Annotated in this window: 4 protein-coding genes; all 4 read left to right on the top strand. The window is 50.5% G+C overall.

The features are described 5' to 3' along the window. Nucleotides 1-2: 2 nt before the first annotated feature. Genes ABRZ28_RS23310 through ABRZ28_RS23295 form a run of 4 tightly spaced genes read left to right on the top strand, consistent with a single transcriptional unit; the run spans nt 3 to nt 16,373 of the window. A complete protein-coding gene (locus ABRZ28_RS23310; RefSeq protein WP_330521714.1) occupies nt 3-4,907 on the top strand; it encodes a DNA methyltransferase family protein in 4,905 nt (1,634 codons plus the stop codon). A 44-nt stretch (nt 4,908-4,951) separates the two neighbouring features. Next, nucleotides 4,952-7,912 carry a DEAD/DEAH box helicase gene (locus ABRZ28_RS23305; protein ID WP_330521713.1) on the top strand — a complete coding sequence of 987 codons (2,961 nt, stop codon included), beginning with the start codon at nt 4,952-4,954 and terminating at the stop codon, nt 7,910-7,912. Next, nucleotides 7,912-14,253 carry a DEAD/DEAH box helicase family protein gene (locus ABRZ28_RS23300; RefSeq protein ID WP_330521712.1) on the top strand — a complete coding sequence of 2,114 codons (6,342 nt, stop codon included), beginning with the start codon at nt 7,912-7,914 and terminating at the stop codon, nt 14,251-14,253. The genes ABRZ28_RS23305 and ABRZ28_RS23300 overlap by 1 nt, the downstream gene beginning before the upstream one ends. Beyond that, nucleotides 14,250-16,373 (top strand): 3'-5' exonuclease, encoded by a 2,124-nt coding sequence (locus ABRZ28_RS23295; RefSeq protein WP_330521711.1) that lies wholly within the window; start codon nt 14,250-14,252, stop codon nt 16,371-16,373. Before ABRZ28_RS23300 ends, ABRZ28_RS23295 begins: the two co-directional genes overlap by 4 nt. Nucleotides 16,374-16,501: the final 128 nt, after the last annotated feature.

Below are 16,501 nucleotides of genomic sequence, written 5' to 3'. Positions count from 1 at the left end.
TCATGGCGCTGGTCGGTATTAATAACGAAAATGAATTTTACTCTAACCACTATCTGGGCGAAGTCTTTACCAGCGATATTCGCGATGTACTGGAACCCTGGATTGAGCAGGAAAATGCCGCTCGCGAAGCTGAACGCGCTGCCCGTGAACAGGGCAAAGAGGTTGAGGCGGGCTACCGCGCGCCGTGGAACCAGCTTAACAGCCTGGCGACAGAGTTTTTCCGCAAACTCACTGAACATGAAAAACAGCGCCAGATCCCGCAGCGTCTGGCCGATCAGCGCAGTCGCTGGCAGCCGCTATTAAAGGCATTGGGTTATGAACTCAATCCGCACATACAGATGCTGGATGACGATACGCCTTTGCCGGTACTGGCTCGTTACAACAGCACCGACGGCAGTCCGTGGCTGTGGATTGTTGAAGCACATGATCAGGAAGAAGGAACGCTGGATCCGCTGGCGTTGTCACTGCTGACCGCGCAGTTCCCGGTAGATACCGATAAACAGAAGCGCGACAGTCTGCGTAAAAAAGCGAACGGCGAATACCGCAGCTGGCAGGATCTGCTCTCAACGGCGGTCTTCACGCAAAATGAACCGCCGCGTTTTGTGCTGCTGCTTGGTAACCGTCAGCTGTTATTGCTGGATCGTACTAAGTGGGCGCAAAACCGTCTGCTGCGTTTTGATTTTGAAGAAATTTTAAGCCGTCGTGAAACGGATACGTTGAAAGCCACGTCGGTGTTGTTACACAAAGATTCGCTGTTGCCAGGCAGCGGTTCACCGTACCTCGATTCGCTGGATGACAATTCGCACAAGCATGCGTTTGGCGTGTCGGAAGATCTGAAATATGCCCTGCGTGAGAGTATTGAGCTGTTGGGCAATGAAGCGATGCGTTATCTCATCGACAACGAGCTGGCTTATTATACCGGGAAACGTGCTATTAACCCGGATGAGTTGAGCCGCCAATGCCTGCGGTATATGTATCGTCTGTTGTTCCTGTTCTATATCGAAGCGCGCCCGGAGCTGGGCTATGCGCCGATGACCGCCAAAACTTATCTGCAAGGCTACAGCCTGGAAACGCTGCGCGATCTGGAGATGATCCCGCTGACCAGCGAAGAAGATCGTAACGGGCGCTACTTCCATGATAGCCTGAATATGCTGTTCAAGCTGGTGCGTGACGGCTACAGCGGCGGCGTGAAAATGCAGAGCGACCTGGAGAGCGGCGACCGGATCACTATTCATAGCCATCAGTTCAGCGTGCCGCGTCTGGAAAGCCATCTGTTTGAAGCGCATAACACCCGCATTCTTAACCGTGTGGTGTTCCGCAATGAAACTCTGCAACAGATTATTCAGGCGATGTCGTTAAGCCGCCCGGGTAAAGGGCGTTTTAACCGCCGGGGACGTATCTCCTATCGCCAGCTGGGTATCAACCAGTTAGGTGCGGTGTATGAAGCGCTGCTCTCCTACCGCGGATTCTTCGCCAGCGACGATCTCTATGAGGTGAAAAAAGCAGGCGAAGAGTTTAACGAGCTGGAAACGGGCTATTTCGTCAGCAAAGACGAGATCGGCAAATACCACGAAGACGAGAAGGTCTACGAAAAAGACGGCAGCCTGCGCATTCACCGCAAAGGCAGCTTTATTTACCGCATGGCCGGGCGCGACCGCGAAAAATCCGCCTCCTACTACACCCCGGAAGTGCTGACCCGTTCGCTGGTCAAATATGCCCTGAAAGAGCTGTTTAAAGAGCAGATTGACCCGATTACCGATCCGCACGCCAAAGCCGATGCCATCTTAAACCTCACTGTGTGCGAACCGGCGATGGGCAGCGCGGCGTTCCTTAACGAAGCCATCAATCAGTTGGCGGAAGCTTACCTGTTCCACAAACAGCAGGCGGAAGGTCGCCGCATTCCTCAGGATCGCTACACCCAGGAACTGCAACGGGTGAAAATGTACATTGCCGACAACAACGTCTTCGGTGTGGACTTAAACCCGGTGGCGGTGGAGCTGGCGGAAGTGTCGTTGTGGCTGAACGCCATCAGCGGTGATGCCTTTGTACCGTGGTTTGGCTACCAGCTGCACTGTGGCAACTCGCTGGTGGGGGCGCGGCGTCAGGTATTCAACAAGAGCGAGCTTACCTACAAAAAAGCTAAGGACCCTAGCTGGCTTAACAGCGAACCGGTCGAACTGGCGATGAGTACGCCGCGCGAAGAGAAGCAGATTTTCCACTTCCTGCTGCCGGATAGCGGCATGGCCAACTACAGCGACAAAACCGTTAAGCAGCGTTATCCGGATGATTTCAAAGCGCTGGATGGCTGGCGCAAGGAATTTACTAAAAGCTTTGCACCGCATGAGATTGCCGATGTGCAGCGTATCAGCGTTAAGGTTGAAGTGCTCTGGAATACTTTCCGTCAGCAACTGAAGGCCGAGCGCCAGAAAACCGCCGACAACTACCCGGTATGGCCTGCGGAAAATACGGCTCAAATCCGCGCCTCTTTAAGCAGTAAAGATGAAACCTTCAGCGGTCGCCTCGAAGATAATAGTGCCTATCAGAAACTGCGCTGGGTGATGGACTACTGGTGTTCGTTATGGTTCTGGCCGATCGACAAAGCGGATGAACTGCCGGACCGCAGCACCTGGCTGTTCGAGATGGAAACTCTGCTCGACGGTATTGTAGTCACGGAAATAGTCACTGAAACCGCAGAACAGGCCACCGGCGATCTGTTTTCCGACGAAGGCAAGGTGCGTGAAGAGTCTTCGCTGTTTTCCGGTGCCGGTCGCCTGAAAACCGATGTGCTGTTTCGCCATTTGCCGCGTCTGGCGATTGTCGATGCGCTGAAAAAGCAGCACCGTTTCTTCCATTGGGATCTGGAATTCAGCGATCTGTTTGCTGAGCGCGGCGGCTTTGACCTGATGCTCGGAAATCCGCCGTGGCTGAAAATCGAATGGCAGGAAGCGGGGGTGCTGGGCGATTACGAGCCGGAGTTTGTGCTGCGTAAGCTGAGTGCCTCGAAGCTGGCAACGTTGCGTGTTGATACCTTTAACGCCATTCCGGCGCTGGAAGATGCATGGCGCAGCGAGTACGAAGGCTGCGAAGGGATGCAGAACTTCCTGAATGCGCAGCAGAACTATCCGGTACTACGCGGTGTGCAGACTAACCTGTATAAATGCTTCCTGCCGCAGGCATGGCGTTTGGGGGCGCAGAAAGGCGTGGCTGGATTCCTGCACCCGGAAGGGATTTATGATGATCCGAAAGGTGGGCAACTGCGTGCTTCGGTATATCCGAGACTGAGGGCGCATTTTCAGTTTCAGAATCAGCATATGCTTTTCCCTATTGGTCACAGGGTTAAATTCAGCATTAATATTTATACGGCTTCACCGAATCAATCTGTCGGCTTTATCAATATTGCTAACCTTTTCTCAGCCAAAACGATCGAGCTTTGCCTTGCTCATGATGGTTCCGGTGAAGTTGGTGGCATTAAAGATGATGAAACAGGTTCATGGAATGAAGCTGGGCACCAAAGCCGTATATTAACTGTCGGAATGGAGCGGCTTGCTCTATTTGCCAGTCTTTATGATGAAGAGGGGACGCCAGCTCTTGAGGCTCGACTTCCTGCGCTTCATGCTGAACCGCTTGTTTCTGTACTTGAAAAATTTGCAGCGCAGCCCAAACGGTTGGGGGATTTGCAGGGACAATATTTATCTCTTGAAATGTGGCATGAAACAAATCAACAAAGCGATGGTACCATTGAGCGACATACCCAATTCCCGGAGAATGCTGCACAATGGATTCTGTCTGGTCCGCATTTCTATGTCGGAATACCACTCTATAAAACACCGCGAGAGATTTGCACCGAGAAAGGACATTATGACTGTCTGGACCTGTTAACTCTGCCCGACGACTATCTGCCGCGCACTAACTACATTCCGGCATGTGATGCGCAGGAATATGCCAAACGTACTCCGCGAGTGACTTGGACTGAACCAGGTGAAGATGAGCCAAGAAAGGTGACGGATTATTATCGTTACGTTGCCAGAAAAATGCTGAGCCAGTCTGGGGAAAGAACTCTAATTCCAACGCTTATACCGCCTGCAGTAGGGCATATAGACGGTTGTTTCTCTGCGGTTTTCAGCGATACTCATCGCCTGACATTATTTACAACGGCATCACTGTCCATTGCATTTGATTTTTGGGTTAAGAGCACAGGTAAATCAAACTTTAGAGATGAATTACTAAAACTGATGCCTTTGGTCTGCGAAGCTGAAAGGCAATTAGTAGCACGCGGCTTAACATTGATGGGTGTAAGTACCGCTTATACTAATCTCTGGAAATCTTGTTATAACCCAGACTTCAGCACCCAACGCTGGAGCCGTAACCTCCCACAACTCCCCCAGGATTTCTTCGCCAACCTGACCCCAGAGTGGCAGCGTAGCTGCGCCTTACGCTCCGACTACAGCCGCCGTCAGGCACTGGTGGAAATCGACGTGCTGGTGGCGCAGGCGCTTGGGTTAACCTTTGAAGAACTGCTAACCATCTATCGCGTTCAGTTCCCGGTAATGCGCCAGTACGAAGCCGATACTTGGTATGATCAAAACGGCCGCATTATCTTTACCCCAAGCAAAGGGCTGGTGGGCGTCGGCCTGCCGCGTACCGCGCGTAAAGCGGACCTGAAAAAAGGTTTTGTCTTTGATGTCGACAGCCCGGACTGGTCCGGTGGCGACTGTACCGATCAAACCATCGGCTGGGATGATGTCAAGCATCTGCAAACCGGTACCGTCAGCGTCACTTTTGATGACTATACCCGCAGCGGTGAAGGCGAGCGCCGCACCGTCACCTGGCAAGCACCGTTTATCAAACCAGACCGTGAAGACGACTACAAAGTGGCCTGGGCATTCTTTTCTGAACATATCAATTAACGTATCAGGCGTAGCCCGGGCTACGCCCTTTTCAGGACGTTTACATGGCGATATACCGGTTACCTGAGCAGTTGGATCAACTCTCTGACGAACAATCCTCCGAGCGACATAGCGTTGTAAAAACGGAACTGGATGCACTCAATGAAGTGATCAGTTACGCGGAAGAGCGTCGGCGTTCCGCGAGTGCTTTTCAGCGAAGAGGCTACGAAGAGCTTTATCGCCATGGCTTCGGGAAAACTGTCGTCATTGACACTGAATATTCGGGCCGTCAGGTGCTGCGTACCTCCCAGGCGACCTGTGATTACGCCAGCACTAAGTTAGGATACGCGACTCCTGATTCACCTATTGGACGGTTATGCCGCCAGGCCCAAATTGGGCTGAAATCTGAAAGCAATCAATGGGGGCGCTACACCATTGTCGAAATCCGCAATTTCGCTCGTTTTAGCGGTATTGAAGCGGCACAGAACATCAAGAATTTTCAGGTAATGGAATCAAATTCAATTGCGGTTAAAGGTATGCAGGGTCTTCAGACGGTAATTAATAATCTGAAACTCTCTTTACAGCGCTGGTATCGACCTAAACATCAGCAAGCCGTTGTGACGGATGTGGCATTGCCACCGCTCCCCGAAAACACTCCAGCTGACAGTATCGAGCAGGAGTCGGAAAACTGGTTGGATTTGGCGACTGGACAAGATTATGAGTTGTTCCAGGATGATGCCGAAGAGCTATTAAATCACTACGATATTTATGGGCGCAGCGATGATGATCGTGACGAGTATATTGGGCTAAGCAACTATTTCTTTCTTAATCCGACAGAAGAACAACTCAGCGTTATGACTGGCGCGACCACCACGGGACCAATGCTTGTTGAAGGTGTAGCAGGTTCAGGGAAAACTTGTGTGGCGCTGGGGCGTGCGAAAACACTATGCGATTTGGCACGCACAACCGATGAAGAAAAATTCAACGCAGATTTTTTAGACGAAAGTAGTGTGGGTTTTGTTCGGACGGGAGAGCTGGTGAACTATCTGAAGGCTTCTTGTCAGGTGCTGAATATCGATAAATTACCCATAGAAGAGTATCGTTCGTTAGTATATCGGCTTAATGATGTGCGTCAGCTGGAGCAACGTTCTACCACTACTAATTCTGAAGGTCTGAAAGTTACTCGCGCTAAATATGCTAATGTCTCTGAAAAACTTCCTTATGATTTTTCGGCTGAATCAACGATGAAATGGCTGCATGTTTTAACGCAGGCGATTGGCGAAATGCTACGGCTTGAACTTCAAAAGCAGCTGACCTCGTTGAATATCTCCGCCGAGTTGCTTAAAGCACCATTCCTGAGCGATACGAAAGCCGCTTTTGGGTTGCTGGAACTTGTTAAACAGAGCCTGGCGTCAGAATATGCTCCTCTTTGCAATCAGCTTTCTGGACGCTCTGATAAAACCTTTGTCGTGGATAACCTCCTGGATCAATTGGTCAATGTGCATGAGCGAATCGAGCGCGAACTGTTTGATAAAAATACGCTCTGGATGCATCCGGTTACGGACAAATGGCTGGTTGTAAAAGAGGCGAAAACGGCGATAGCGACCCTGCGTGAAATGGGAGTCGTGTTGGTCGTTGTTGAATCGGTCCGTGATGGTATCGGGCGAATTCGCCGAAAAGCGACGGAGTTATTGATTGAAAATTATGCCGATTTACTGAACGTATTTGTGCAAAATGGCAGCATACGGAGCGAAGATGGGCTGAGTGTCTATACATCTGAAGATGCTGAGATCATCTGGGAGTGTCGTACCGATCTTAAACTGGTGTGTGATATTCCATCGGCGGTGAATAACATCAAAATTACCTGGGCAAAAGATTTTGACGCGATAAATATCCATTTAATTAACCGTAAGCTGTTTGGCATTAACCAGAAGCGCATGTTTTCGTTGTCGGAGTCGAACCCCTTTGCGCGTAAAATTGAAGTGGGGGAAGACAAAGGACAAACCTCTCTCGCATCGCGGCTTCGTTCTCAGATGCTACGGATTTATAGCTCGTGGCAATATGCCGATCTCTATCGGGATGCGTTACTCTCCTTTCCGCAATACTGGCAGGACTACCCTCATTTGAGGCAGGCGTCAGAACGTCTGAAAGCGAAATTACTGGCAGAACATGACAAAGATATTCTGTTAGCGCTCGCTCAAATCATAACGCGTGGTGCGCAATCAAGTCGTCTCCCCGCTCGTCTACAGGAGCAGCCCTCGTACCCGTCTGTGTTTATTGATGAGGTCCAGGACTTTACCGAGATACAGGTTTTTCTGATGGCTCAACAGGCCGATCCGAAATATCACGCGGTAACATTAGTTGGGGACATGCATCAGCAATTAGGTCGTGGAAATGTTCATGGCCTGGATGCCTGCTTCCCTTACCAGCCATTAACAAAATTCCTGCTAAAAGAAAATAAAAGACAGGAGCGGGAACCTCAGCTGGCAGCTACATCGATGCTCTTTCGCGCGTTAGTTCAGAACGATAGTCGCCTGCAGGAGTCAGCAGAGCAGCTCACTCTCTGGCGAGAACAGGCGCAAAACGGGACTAATAAGAAGTTTATTAATCAGTCTTTCGAAAACGTGCATGCTGAATTGGTCGATCTTATCAGCGAGCAAGCACACGGGCGAACCCTTGCCGTTATCTGTCCTGACCTGGCGTTAGCACGAGAATTGGAGGCGCGTGTACGCGCTACGCTTATCCAGCAGACATCAAGAACCCCACTCGTGGCAGAGCATATTGATCTTGCCCAAAAGTATCAGGTTCATTTTTCCTGCGCTGAGAATGTCAAAGGCCTGGAGTTTGACACCATGATTTATGTTGGGCTTGAGAAAATAGACTGGGCTAATCCACAAGAGCTCAACAAAGTATATGTAACAATATCAAGGCCAAGGAAGCGGCTGGTTATGTTTGGTAATCAATATGATTTACCCGACACTGTCGCAACATGTTTACTTACTTATTCTGAACGCAGGAGCGCCTGATGCTGCCTTCCGTTGTCAGTCGGCAGGTTGCCGACAGCGTTGCTTCCTTTTTACGGGCAGCCTTCCCGCTTAACAGCCCGCTGTTTAATGGTGAAGAAAACAATAACGTCTCGATGCTGGAGCAATTTCTGTCCCAGCCGGAAACGCTGCTGAAAGGGCCGTATCTTTCCGCTCAGCTGCCGTTTCGTAAAAGTGATTTACCGCTGAACTTCTTCCCCAACCTGACGCTGCCGTTCCCGCCACATGCGCATCAGGCGCTGGCGTTCCAGCGCCTCGGCAGTGATAGCCCGCAGCCGACGCTGGTGGCGACCGGGACGGGTTCCGGTAAAACGGAATGTTTTATGTTCCCGCTGCTTAACCATTGTGCGGGGACATCAGAGGCCGGTGTTAAAGCGATCATCATTTACCCGATGAACGCCCTGGCAACCGACCAGGCCAGCCGTTTCGCCAAAACCATCGCCAGCGATCCGCAACTGCATAGCAAGGTGACCGTCGGCCTGTTTGTCGGCGACAGTGAAATCGAACCCAGCAAAAAGATGTCTGCGGATAAAGTCATTACCTGCAAACATACCTTGCGTGAGAACCCGCCGGATATCCTGCTGACCAACTATAAGATGCTGGATTACCTGCTGATGCGTCCCGGCGATCAGAAACTCTGGCGATATAATCAGCCAGGTTCACTGCGTTATCTGGTGGTGGATGAACTGCATACGTTTGATGGTGCGCAGGGGTCGGATCTGGCCTGTCTGGTGCGTCGTCTGAAGCATCACATCGGTGTCGATAACAAGCGTTTTGCCTGCGTGGGGACGTCGGCTACTGTAGGTGACGAACTGGGGCAACTACTCGATTACGCGAAAACGATCTTTGATCAGTCATTTAGTGATGACGCGGTTATTCGCGAAGATCGCTACACGGCGGCGGAGTATCTGCAAGGTTATACCATCGAGTACAGTCAGTATCCGGGCCAGGAGACCAGCGCTGCGCTGGATCCGCAAACGTACGCCAGCCCGGTAGACTATCTGAACGGACAAATTCCGCTATGGTTCCCGGATAGTTCACTGCAACTCCCTGTCGATCTGGACAGCGATCGCGGACGTGAAAAGCGTATTGAGTTGGGCTCATTGTTACGTCGCCACAGTATCCTGCACGTGCTGCTGGAGGATTTGCAGGGCGGTATTTTGTCGGAACAACAGTGCCTGGAAAATCTCCAGGTGATGCTGGCGGAAAGTGCCGGGCATGCGACCCGCGTGCTGCAAAGCATTCTGGCTCTGATTGCGCAGGCACGCCTGGACGTTCCAGAAAAACAGGAAGATCGGGAAAAACGCCTGCAGGCGAATAAAGCGCGTCCTGTTCTGCCTTTTGTGCAACTACGTTCTCAACTGTGGCTGCGTGAGATGCGCCGCCTGGTTGCCAGCGTGTCAAAAACACCTAAGCTTGTTTTTGCTGATGATGTCGCGGTGGAAGATCGCGAACATTACCTTCCCGTTATTCACTGTCGTGACTGCCATGCTACCGGTTGGGCGAGCCTGCGCCATGGTCAGAGCGTTCAACTCGAAACCGACCTGGACGGTATTTATCGTCAGTTCTTTGAAAAAGGCCGTTCGATTGTACTGGCCTTCCCGGACAACAACGATAAACCGGTCAGCGGTGTTCACCAGAAACTGTGCCCTTCCTGTTTAAAGCTCAATAAGCAGACTAACGTACAGTGCGGGCATTGTGGCCATACTGATCTGCTACAAGTACTCATCCCGGATATGCTCAAAGAGCGTAAGGATGAGCTGGAATTTGCCAACGAATGTCCGTACTGCAACAGCAAACAGGGTATTTCGATTCTAGGGTCACAGGCAGCCAGCCTGTCGGCGGTGATGATCCATCAGCTTTACGGCAGCCAGTTCAACGAACATAAAAAGTTGATTACGTTTTCTGACTCGGTGCAGGACGCCGCGCATCGTGCCAGCTTCTTTACCGCGCGAACCTGGCCGCTAATGGTACGCGGACAAATCGCCAGCGTATTGGGTGAAAAAGAGATTTTACCGTTGGATGCCTTTGCGGCACGCGTCTGCCAGCAGACGCGTGAACGTTCACCGGATGATGCTCATTTTGCCGCGAGCTTCATCGCGCCCAACATGCAGTGGATGAACGATTATCAGACGCTGAAGAACGAAGGCCAGCTGGCAGAGAGTTCCGATTTACCGGAGCTGGTTTCTCTTCGTCTCGACTGGGAGGTATACAGCGAATTTACCCTACGCGCGCGAATTGGCCGTACGCTGGAGGCCACCGGTTACGCAACTGCAGGAGTTGATATTGCGCGTTTCAATTCAGCTATAACGGCTCTTCACCAACAGCTTGTCGAAGAGCTAGGTGATGAAATGGTTGGGGTCAGCGTTGAGCAAGTGGCACACCTGGTGATTGGCGTCCTTTGGCATCAGCGGCAGGCGGGAGCTGTTCTGCATCCGGCGTTCGAAAGTTATCGGCGTGAGGGTAAGACCTTTATGATGACGCAAAAGGAGAGAACTTCACGCTATATGCCGTCCATTGGTCCTAAAACGCGTAAACCCGCCTATGCATCATTTGAAAAAATAAATGGCTTCCATCGCCTTATTGGCGCGAAGTCTAACCCCAGTTGGTATCAGCGTTGGATCAACAGAACGCTCAGCAACGGCAATAATCTGTTTATCAGCAGCCTTGCAGAAACGGTTTTACGTCGACTGTTTGCGGCGATGAAAATAGCCGGGTTGGTAAAAAATTTCGACACAAAAGGCAAAGAAGCATGGGGGCTAGTACCTTCGGCGCTGGTGGTGAGCCGTGATGTTGTTCAGCTAAACTGCTCTTGCTGCCGTGAGGTTGTTCGGGCTCCGGCCGATCAGGCGTGGCACTGGCGAAACGCGCCATGTCTTTCTCTGCGCTGTGAGGGTCGCTATCAGGAAATTGAAAATGCGGTCACCTGGCACTGGGATAATATGGACATCGCGCGTGTTCAGGGGGCAGAACATACCGGTTTACTAAGCCGTGAAGAGCGTGAAGCTACGGAAAAATCGTTCTACCGCGGTAATCAGCCATGGAATATCAACCTGCTCTCGGCAACACCGACGCTGGAAATGGGTATCGATGTGGGTGACCTTTCTACGGTATTACTCTGTTCTGTTCCACCCGCACAGGCTAATTACTTACAGCGTATTGGTCGTGCCGGGCGTAAAGACGGCAATGCACTCAACATCACGGTGGCTGAGGGGAACCCGCACGATCAGTTCTTTTTTGAAGAGCCGCTGGAGATGATGCAAGGGCAGGTGCAGGCTCCTGGTGTGTTCCTGAACGCAACGGCTATCCTGGAGCGTCAGTTGGCCGCATTCTGCATGGATAACTGGGTGAAAACCGGCGTCCCGGCATCCGCTATCAGCAAAAACGTTAAACAGATGCTGGACGAGCTGGAGTTTGGACACAAATCTGGGTTTCCTTATAACTTCCTGCGTTACGTTGAGCAGCATCATGTGGATATTGCTCAGCAGTTCTCGTCCATCTTCCCTGATCTTACGGAAGACACACGTCTACAGCTCCTGTCATATTTGCAAGATGCACCAGGACAACGTTCCCTGGTTCAACACATCGAACAAGCATTAAAACTGCTGGTGGAAGACCGCAAATCGTTGCGTTCCCGGATTGATAAGCTCAAGCGCAGTATCGACAAGCTGGAGAGCGATCCGCACGATCAAAACTTTGACAGCGATATGCGCGAGTTGACTTCGGAGCGCCAGGCGCTGATAGCGCTGGTGAGTCAGATCAATAACAAGCAGACGCTTAATTTCCTCACCGATGAAGGATTACTTCCTAACTATGCCTTCCCGGAGGCCGGTATTACGCTGCGTTCTGTGCTGTGGCGGCGCAAAGACGGTGGGGAAACTCGTGAGTATCAGAACACGACCTACGAATACGAACGTCCGGCTTCAACGGCGCTGGCTGAACTTGCCCCGTTGAACAACTTCTATGCGGGCGGGCATAAAGTTGAAATCGAACAGATCGATCTGAAAGTGTCTGAGCCTGAAAGCTGGCGTATTTGCAGCCACTGTAACTACAGTGAGAATATCGACCAGACCGGCGATCAGCATAAATACTGCCCGAAATGCGGTACGCCGGGTTGGGCAGATGCCGGGCAAAAAACGACGTTACTGAAGCTTCGCCAGGTTTATGCCCGCTCCAGTGCGCGTGACAGCCAGATTAGCGATGAGAGCGATAGCCGTGAACCGGCATTCTTCCAGCGACAGCTACTGGTCAGCTTCGAAAGAGAGGATGTATCTGCCGCTTATGCCATTGATGAAGGCGAAGTCCCGTTTGGCTTTGAGTTTTTGAGCAAGGTGACTTTGCGAGATATCAACTTTGGCAAAATGGTGGATGATGCCAATGAGCTGATGATTGCAGGAGAGGCAAAGAAACGCACTGGGTTTAAAGTTTGCCTCGGCTGCGGCATGGTACAGCGCCCTCGCGATCATGAACCGCGCCATGACCTGAGCTGTAAATATCGCGCTGAACCCGAAAAAGTGAAGTTTGAAGATTATCTCTACCTCTATCGCCAACTGGAATCTGAGGCATTGCGTATCCTGCTGCCGGTAACCAGCTACAGTAACGATCGTGTGGTAGAAGCCTCCCTGGGGGCAGCCATTCAGCTTGGGCTAAAACATTACTTCAAAGGTAACGTGGATCATCTGAAAGGCGTGGTGTATCGCGAGCCGGAAAATGAAGGCGAATCCTGGCGTCAATATCTGGTGATTTACGACACTGTACCAGGGGGGACCGGCTCACTCAAAGAGTTGATGCGTACACCTGACAACTTGCTGAAATTACTTGAGCTGGCCTATAAGGCGTTAGTGGAATGTAGCTGCAACCATGATACGCATAAAGATGGCTGCTATCGCTGTGTTTACGCTTATCGTGACCGTGGGCGTATGAAGTATGTGTCAAGAGATCAGGCGCGTCTCTTACTGGCGAAAATCCTTAAGGCCAGCACGTCGATACGGGTCATTGATTCCATCAAAAACATTTCACTTGATGCCATGATGGGGAGTGAGCTTGAAAAACAGTTTATTCACTGCCTGCAGGAAAACAAAAATCTTCTGGTGAGTCGGAGTTACGCCCATCAGAACGCGGGCTGGATTATTAATACCCGCACAGAACCGGCGATGAGTTGGCATCTTAAAGCACAGGTTGATTTAGGTGTTAAAGAAGGGGTTGGCATCCTCAGTCGACCAGATTATGTGCTCTATCCTCTGATGCAGTCAGAAAAGATAAAACCGGTAGCAATTTTCCTGGATGGTTTTGCTTTCCATAAGGATAGCGTGTCGGGTGATGTCCAAAAACGGCAGGCAATTAAAGACAGCGGCAATTTTTGGGTATGGACAGTGACCTGGGCAGACCTTAAAGAACCAGGACTTAAACATGTACAGGATGTCATGGGGCTTGGGCATAACCCGGATATGAAGCAACCTAAATTTTATAACCTGTTCCATGATACAAACTTTGCTACGCTTGAAGGTTCATTCAGGGAGAGAAACAGTTTCGCACTGCTACTCGATTATCTCTCTGATCCCGGTAATAAAACTCTGCTATGGCAGAAAATGGCCGCTGCTTATGCCTGGGTATGGCTGGATCCTAAAAAGTCACAGGACACCGGTGATAAACAAAAGTACGCCTATGAAATGCAGGAAAATGCCCCTGCTTATCGGTTGAATGCACTTTTGCCTGATGAACCGTTTGTATTTGGTGGTTTACTGGATAGCTGTAGTTCATCACAACAATTCATTGAGCTAGCAGCCGTTGTTCCTCAACAAGCCATTAAGCCAACGACAAGCATTGAACAAATGCGAAATTGGCTAAGGTTGCATATTTGCTTTGATGATCGCTACTCCCAGGATAATGGCTATGAAGCTGGGTTTAACAGTTTTTGGCGGATGGTGAATTTACTGCAGTTCCTGCCAGATATGACATTTACCAGCCGTAAAGCGGTCCATTTACCGCAGAAGCCTGAAGCGGTAAAAATGCAGACTTCGGTGGTAGTGGATATTCAGCCTGACGAGAGCTGGGCGGATATACTTGAGTTTGGTTTATTGAGCTCAGAAGAAATCGCTATGCTTCAGTCGTTATCGCTTCCGGCACCGACAGTCGGATATGAATTACAGGATGACGATGGCGAAATTATTGCGGAAGCCGATCTCGCCTGGCCATTACAAAAGCAAGCCTTGATTATCGATAATCAGAGCTTTACTGCTTTATTCGAAAGTAAGGGTTGGCACGTTGCTTTCGGGCCAATTGACGAAAATACATTGCAGCATCTGTCCGGAGGTGACAAATGACGATTCCAACGCCAAAGGTGGCACTTTCTGATGGTTTTCTGGGGGCTTTTGCGCGGATTCCTAAAGCGCAGCAAAAAAAGGTCCAGGAATTCATCTCCAAGTTCCGCCAGGATCCGACGAGTAATGGGCTGAACTACGAAAAGATCCACGATGCACGCAGCAATAATGTGCATTCCGTGCGTATTGACCAAACCTACCGGGGGATCGTCCTGAAACCTGAGCAGGGTGCTCTGTATATGCTGATGTGGGTGGATAAGCACGACGAAGCCTACGACTGGGCGCGGCGACACGAATGTGCGATTCACCCGGTAACCGGTGCGATTCAGGTGATTGATACCAGCTATATCAAACCTACCCCCGAGCCGACTGTTGTTGATAAACCCAAACTCTTTGCTGCTTATACGGCAGAGCAGATCCTCGCGCTGGGTGTTCCTCCTGTGTTTATTGAGCAGGTGATGGCTCTTGTGGATACCACAGGGCTGAATCAGCTGGAAAGCGTGATGCCTGCGGAAGCCTGGGAACCCCTACACTGGCTGGCAGAAGGTCTGGATTACCAGGAAGTGCTGGAGGAGTTTAACGATCACCGTGATGAGCCTGTTGATACCAACGACTTTATTGAGGCAATTGAGAGAAGTAAACGTCGTTTCCATGTCGTTGAAAATGAACAGGAACTACTGCAAATGCTCAATGCGCCACTGGAAAAATGGCGTGTATTCCTGCACCCGAGCCAGCGAAAACTGGTGGAGTCTCCGGCAAATGGTCCGGTGCGAGTATTAGGTGGTGCAGGTACGGGTAAAACAGTTGTTGCGATGCATCGTGCACGTTGGTTATCCCAACGCCTGGCCGATAAACCCGGTAAAAAAGTTCTGTTCACAACCTTCACCCGTAACCTGGCGGCGGATATTCGCGCCAACCTCCAGCGTTTGTGTAGCCGTGAGGAGATGGCGCGTATTGAAGTTGTTAACATTGATGCCTGGATGAGTGAGCAGCTTAAACGCCATGGATATGATTTCCGCGTGGTCTATGACAGCGATGAAGGGCGACGTAAATGCTGGAACTATGCCTTGCAGCAAGTCCCTGCTGAATTGGGATTACCGGATAACTTTTATTCTGAAGAGTGGCAACGTGTTGTTCAGCCGAATGCGGTTTACAGCCGTGAAGAATATCTGAAGGTGAGCCGTATTGGTCGTGGCACGGCGTTATCCCGTATTCAGCGTGCGAAAATCTGGCCTGTGTTCGAAGAGTTCCGGGCACAAATGGCGCGAGCCAAACTGCGAGAGATGGGTGATGCCATGCATGAGGCTATCATTCTGTTTAAAGAAAAACAGGTGCAATTGCCTTATAGCAGTATCGTAGTCGATGAAGCTCAGGATATAGGCGCACCGGCCTTTACCCTTATTCGTAGCCTGGTTCCAGAGTTTCCTAACGATCTCTTTATCGTGGGTGATGGACATCAGCGTATTTACCGCAATAAAGTCGTTCTGGGTCAGTGTGGGATTAACGTTCGTGGGCGCCGTAGTAAAAAACTGAAAATTAACTACCGGACTACAGAAGAGACGCGACAGTTTGCTGTCGGGTTGTTAACCGGCGTTAAGGTTGACAACCTGGATGGTGAAACTGATTCCTGCAACGATTATTTATCATTGCTTCATGGTGAAAAACCCATGATTACTCATGCTTCAGATTTTAAAGAAGAGGCTGCGACGATTATCAAGCAAATTCAGGCGTTGTTAGCCAATAATGTTCGTTCCCAAGATATCTGCATTACCGCTCGTACGAAGCATGCTTACGAGCGTTATGCTTCTGCTCTGAATGATGCTGGAATCGAGACCTATAATTTAGGTCAGGATAGTGGTGATAGTGATCAACGCCTTGGTGTGCGTATGGCAACAATGCACCGCATTAAAGGGCTAGAGTTCCAGTATGTGTTCCTTGCGGGTATCAACGATGGCGTCGTGCCGGAAGTGAAAGCCATATCATCTGACGATCCTGTTGAACAACGTGATGCATTATTTAATGAACGTGCGCTACTCCATGTTGCAGCAACCCGTGCGGTAAAAGGGCTGTTTGTTTCATCTTACGGTAAACCTAGTTTCTTACTGGAGCCTGAAAGCGAGTAACTGTAGTGGTTTACTGAATTTGGCCATCTGAACAGAGGTGATATGCTCACCTCAGAACAACACAGGTGCTCCAATGAAAAGAAGAAATTTTAGTCCTGAATTCAAACGCGAATCTGCTCAGCTGGTTG

Source organism: Brenneria sp. g21c3 (assembly GCF_040240345.1).
In the GTDB taxonomy this organism is placed as follows: Bacteria; Pseudomonadota; Gammaproteobacteria; order Enterobacterales; family Enterobacteriaceae; genus Brenneria.
This window is presented reverse-complemented; position numbering and strand designations above follow the sequence as displayed.